Annotated in this window: 5 protein-coding genes; 1 reads left to right on the forward strand and 4 read right to left on the reverse strand. The window is 73.0% G+C overall.

What is annotated here, in order from left to right; genetic code table 11:
• Nucleotides 1-188 precede the first annotated feature (188 nt).
• Complete coding sequence (locus AB0J09_RS58425; RefSeq protein ID WP_360711844.1) at nucleotides 189-1,154, reverse strand: NADP-dependent oxidoreductase; 966 nt, start codon at nucleotides 1,152-1,154, stop codon at nucleotides 189-191.
• A gap of 95 nt (nucleotides 1,155-1,249) precedes the next feature.
• On the opposite strand from AB0J09_RS58425, the gene AB0J09_RS58430 reads away from it, so the two are divergent.
• On the forward strand, nucleotides 1,250-1,828 hold the full coding sequence (locus AB0J09_RS58430) for a helix-turn-helix domain-containing protein (protein ID WP_360711847.1): 579 nt from the start codon (nucleotides 1,250-1,252) through the stop codon (nucleotides 1,826-1,828).
• Between the two features lie 4 nt (nucleotides 1,829-1,832).
• Here AB0J09_RS58430 and ssuE read toward each other — a convergent pair whose 3' ends face one another.
• The 3 genes from ssuE to AB0J09_RS58445 form a co-directional block, all read right to left on the reverse strand.
• Nucleotides 1,833-2,342, reverse strand: coding sequence for an NADPH-dependent FMN reductase (ssuE, locus tag AB0J09_RS58435; protein ID WP_360711850.1), 510 nt, complete (start codon nucleotides 2,340-2,342; stop codon nucleotides 1,833-1,835).
• Between the two features lie 32 nt (nucleotides 2,343-2,374).
• Complete coding sequence (locus AB0J09_RS58440) at nucleotides 2,375-3,532, reverse strand: acyl-CoA dehydrogenase family protein (RefSeq protein ID WP_360711853.1); 1,158 nt, start codon at nucleotides 3,530-3,532, stop codon at nucleotides 2,375-2,377.
• The coding region (locus tag AB0J09_RS58445) for an LLM class flavin-dependent oxidoreductase (protein WP_360711856.1) at nucleotides 3,529-4,013 on the reverse strand (485 nt) is incomplete at its 5' end. The genes AB0J09_RS58445 and AB0J09_RS58440, both read right to left, overlap by 4 nt.

Genomic DNA, 4,013 nt, shown 5'->3' on the forward strand with positions numbered 1-4,013 from the left:
GTGGGCGGCCGCGGAACGGCGGGTTTCGCGCGGCCCGGCGCCGACGCCCCGCTCTTCCGCCACACGGACGCCCTGGCCAGGACCCTCCTGGGACAGACGGCCGGCGCCCGCCTCCGCTCCGCGGCCTGACGCCCCGCCTCCCGGCTGACCGGGCCGCCTGGCTGCCTGACGCCCCCGAACCCCGGCTGCTAGGCCACGACCTGGAGCACGATCTTGCCCTGAATGTGCCCCCGCTCGGCCCGTTCGTGGGCCTTGGCGGCCTCCCGCAACGGGAAGACGGAGTCGATCCCGACCCGGAGGCGGCCGTCCTCCATCAGCCCGGCGAGCTCCGCCAGGTGCGCCCCATCGGAGCGCACCTGGCCCCCGCGCTTGACGATGCCCCGCTTCGCCAACTCCTCGTCCCCGAAGTCCACGAGGAAGCAGGGGCTGTACACGCCGCCGTTCCTGATCGTGGGCAGCAACCGGTACCCCTGCTGCCTGCCGACCGTGTCGAGCAGGTAGTCCACGTCCCCCACCACCTCCTCGGGGGCCACCCGCGTGTAGTCGATGAACTCGTCCACCCCCAGCTCCTTCAGGAACGCCTCATGACGCCCGGAGGCGACGCCGATGACGTGGCAGCCGGCCCCTTTGGCGAGCTGCACGGCGAAGTGGCCGATGCCGCCGGCCGCGCCGTTCACGAGAACCCGGCTGCCCGGTTCGAGCCCGATGTAGTCGAAGAGGAACTGGTACGCGGTAAGCCCCGCCATCGGCACCCCCGCCGCGTGCACGTGATCGACGGACCCGGGCTTCCTGGCGAGATCGCCGACCGGCGAGGTGGTGTACTCGGCGTACGCCCTCGCTCCCATGCTGGGGAAGCGGAGCAGGCCGAAGACCTCGTCCCCCACCTGCCACTCGGTGACGCCGGGCCCGAGCGCGGCCACGACGCCCGACACGTCGGTGCCCGGCGTGTACGGCAGGGGCACCCGCGGACGCAGGTCCTCGGGGATGTCGGCGAAGCCCCCGCGGGCGTACCAGTCGGGCGGGTTCATCCCGGCGGCGTGGACCCGGATCAGGACCTCGCCGGGTCCCGGCTCGGGACGGGGCACCTCCTCGTACGTGAGGACTTCCGGACCGCCGCGCGTGTGGATGCGGACGGCATGCATGACAGCGGGCATGGTTTCTCCCAACGAAAAGGGCCCGATAGGATTCGGAGCAGTGTTCCGAATCATAATCGGAGCACCGCTCCACTTGTCAACGGAAAGGATCGCGCATGTCGGGAGAATCGCCGAAAGAGCAGCGAGCGGACGCGCGGCGCAACCGGGAGCGCATTCTCGCCGTGGCGCGGACCGTCGTCCAGGAGCAGGGGACCGAGGCCTCGCTACGGGACATCGCCCGCCGGGCCGAGGTCGGGCTCGGGACGCTCTACCGGCACTTCCCGACGCGGGAGGCGCTGCTGGAGGAGCTGCTGCGGGATGGGTTCGACCGGCTGGCCGGACGGGCGGAGGCGCTGGCGGAGAGCGGCTCGCCGTACGAGGCGCTGGTGGAGTTCCTGCGCGAGCTCATGGGGGGCGCGGGCGCCGTCCGGGGGCTGGCGGGTTCGATGATGGCCACGATCCAGGACGAGCGGTCCCCGCTGCACGCGTCCTGCATGGCGATGCGCTCGGCGGCCGGCCGCCTGCTGGAACGCGCGCAGGCGGACGGGCGCATCCGCGAGGACATCGACGGGACGGACCTGTTCGCGCTGGCCAACGCCCTGAGCTGGATCACCGACCAGGCCCCGTCCCTCGACTCCCGGCGCGACCACCTCTTCGGTCTCGTCATGGACGGCCTCACCCCGCAATCGGAATGAGGGCTCAGGCGGCCGTCCTCAGGGGGGCGGCGTTCACCTCGTCGGCCAGGGCGCGGAGCCGGGGCCGCAGCTCCTCCGCCAGCGGCGCGATCTCCGTGTCGAGGACGAACAGCCCCCGCGTCACGTGCCGCGCGCCCAGCACGCTGAGCACCGGCCGCAGCGCGTAGTCCACCGCCAGCAGGTGCGCCCGCGTGCCTCCGGTGGCGATGGGCACCACCGTCTTGTCCTCGAACGCCTTCTGCGGCAGCCCGTCCAGGAACGCCTTGACGAGCCCCGTGTAGGCGGCCTTGTAGATGGGTGTGGCCAGGACGATCACGTCGGCGGCGGCCACGGACTCCGCCGCCGCGGCCAGGTCGGGATGGTGTGAGTGGCCGAGCAGCAGCGGCTCGGCCGGCAGGTCGCGCAGGCGGAGGAGGGAGACGCCGCCTGTGACGAGTTCGGCCACGTGGTCGAGGAGCTGGGCGGTGCGGGAGTGCTCGGACGGACTGCCGGACACCAGGAGCACGCGGCTCATGTGATCAATCCTTTCGATGCGGGGCGCGAGGTTCAGAAGAGGCCGTTCAGCGGGGGTTCCGTGCCGTTGAGCACGTGGGCGCCGACGACGGCGGCCTTCCACGCTCTCGGGTTGTGGTTGGCGACGGTCCTGGCGTTGCGCCAGTGCCGGTCCAGGTTGTGCCGGCGCGCCACCGCCGTGCCGCCGCCCACGTCGAACAGCAGCTCGCCCGCCTTCAACGCCGACTCGGCGGCGAAGAACTGCGCCTGCGCCACCTCCACGGACGCCGCCGTGAGCAGGCCGGGGGCGAGGTCACCGGCCCACGCCCGGTCGATGGCGGCGGCCGCGCGCAGGACGGCCGCCTCGGCCGCGTACGCGCGCGCCGAGATCTCCCCGACGGCATGCCGCACGTACGGGTCGTCGACCGAACGCCCGGCGCCGCTGTGCTCGATGGGCCTGGCGCGCTCGCGGGCGAAGGCCACCGCGTCGCCGAGCGCGTCGCGGGCGATCCCGGCCTCGACGGCGGCCAGGTAGAGCTGCAGGAACGGCGTGGAGGGGGAGCGCGCGGTCTCGTGCGAGCGCTTACTGACCTCCGAAGGGTGCACGGTGACGCCGTTGAACCGGGTGGTGCCGCTGGCGGTCAGGCACTGGCCGATGCCGTCGAAGTCGTCCAGCAGCTCCAGGCCCTCCCGGTCGCGCGGCAGCGTGAAGAACACCCGCTCCCCGTCGTCGTCCACCGCCACCGAGCCGATCCAGTCGGCGAAGAGGGCGCCGGTGCTGTAGTACTTGCTGCCGGTGACCTGGCCCTCGGGGCTGATCCGCGTGCGTACGGCCCCGTTGGGCCCGCCGGTCTCCCAGCCCGCGTTGCCGAACACGTCCCCGGCCAGGTACCGGGGGAACCACCGCTCCCGCTCCTCCTCGGAGGCCGACAGCAGGTGCTCGACCCGGCCGAAGCTGGGGCGTACCGCCTGGGCGATGTTGGAGTCGGCGGCGGCCAGGTCGATCAGGAACGCGAAGACCTCCTGCACCGTGGAGCCCGCCCCGCCGTACTCGGCGGGGATCCTGAACGTGAACAGCCCGGCGGCGGCCAGCGCCCGGATCTGGGCGTGCGGCAGCTCGCGAAGCCGCTCCCGCTCGGCCGCTCCCGCCGCCAGCGCGGGCAGCAGCTCGGCGGCCCGCGCTTTCAGTTCCGCGACGCTCAGGCCGGTCATCGGGCTCCCGCCGAGGCGAACGGGATCGAGGCGGGTTCCGCGATGGCGGGCTCCGCGGGGTGCCGCCACAGCCCTCGCTCGCGCAGGATCGGCAGCACGCCCTCCCCGAACCAGTACGCCTCCTCGACATGCGGATGCCCCGACAGGATGAACTCGGTGATGCCCAGCCGGTGGTACTCCTCGATGCGGTCGGCCACCTCGGTGTGGCTCCCGACCAGGGCGGTCCCCGCCCCGCCGCGCACCAGCCCGACGCCGGCCCACAGGTTCGGGTAGATCTCCAGGTCGTCGCGGCGACCGCCGTGCAGGGCGAGCATGCGCTTCTGCCCCTCGGACTCGCTGCGCGCCAGCCCCGCCTGCACCTTCTCCACCGTCTGCTGATCGATCCCGTCCAGCAGCCTGCGGGCCTGCGCCCACGCCTGCTCGGCGGTGTCCCTGGAGATGACGTGCAGGCGGATGCCCTGCCTGAGCGTCCGGCCCTCGG

Origin of the sequence: Nonomuraea sp. NPDC049784 (assembly GCF_040659615.1) — a bacterium.
Taxonomy (GTDB): domain Bacteria; phylum Actinomycetota; class Actinomycetes; order Streptosporangiales; family Streptosporangiaceae; genus Nonomuraea.

What these genes read in the sequence shown, in the direction of transcription:
- AB0J09_RS58425 (WP_360711844.1), bottom strand. Translation starts at nt 1,154, where the DNA reads ATGCCCGCTGTCATGCATGCCGTCCGCATCCACACGCGCGGCGGTCCG.
- AB0J09_RS58430 (WP_360711847.1), top strand. Translation starts at nt 1,250, where the DNA reads ATGTCGGGAGAATCGCCGAAAGAGCAGCGAGCGGACGCGCGGCGCAAC.
- ssuE (WP_360711850.1), bottom strand. Translation starts at nt 2,342, where the DNA reads ATGAGCCGCGTGCTCCTGGTGTCCGGCAGTCCGTCCGAGCACTCCCGC.
- AB0J09_RS58440 (WP_360711853.1), bottom strand. Translation starts at nt 3,532, where the DNA reads ATGACCGGCCTGAGCGTCGCGGAACTGAAAGCGCGGGCCGCCGAGCTG.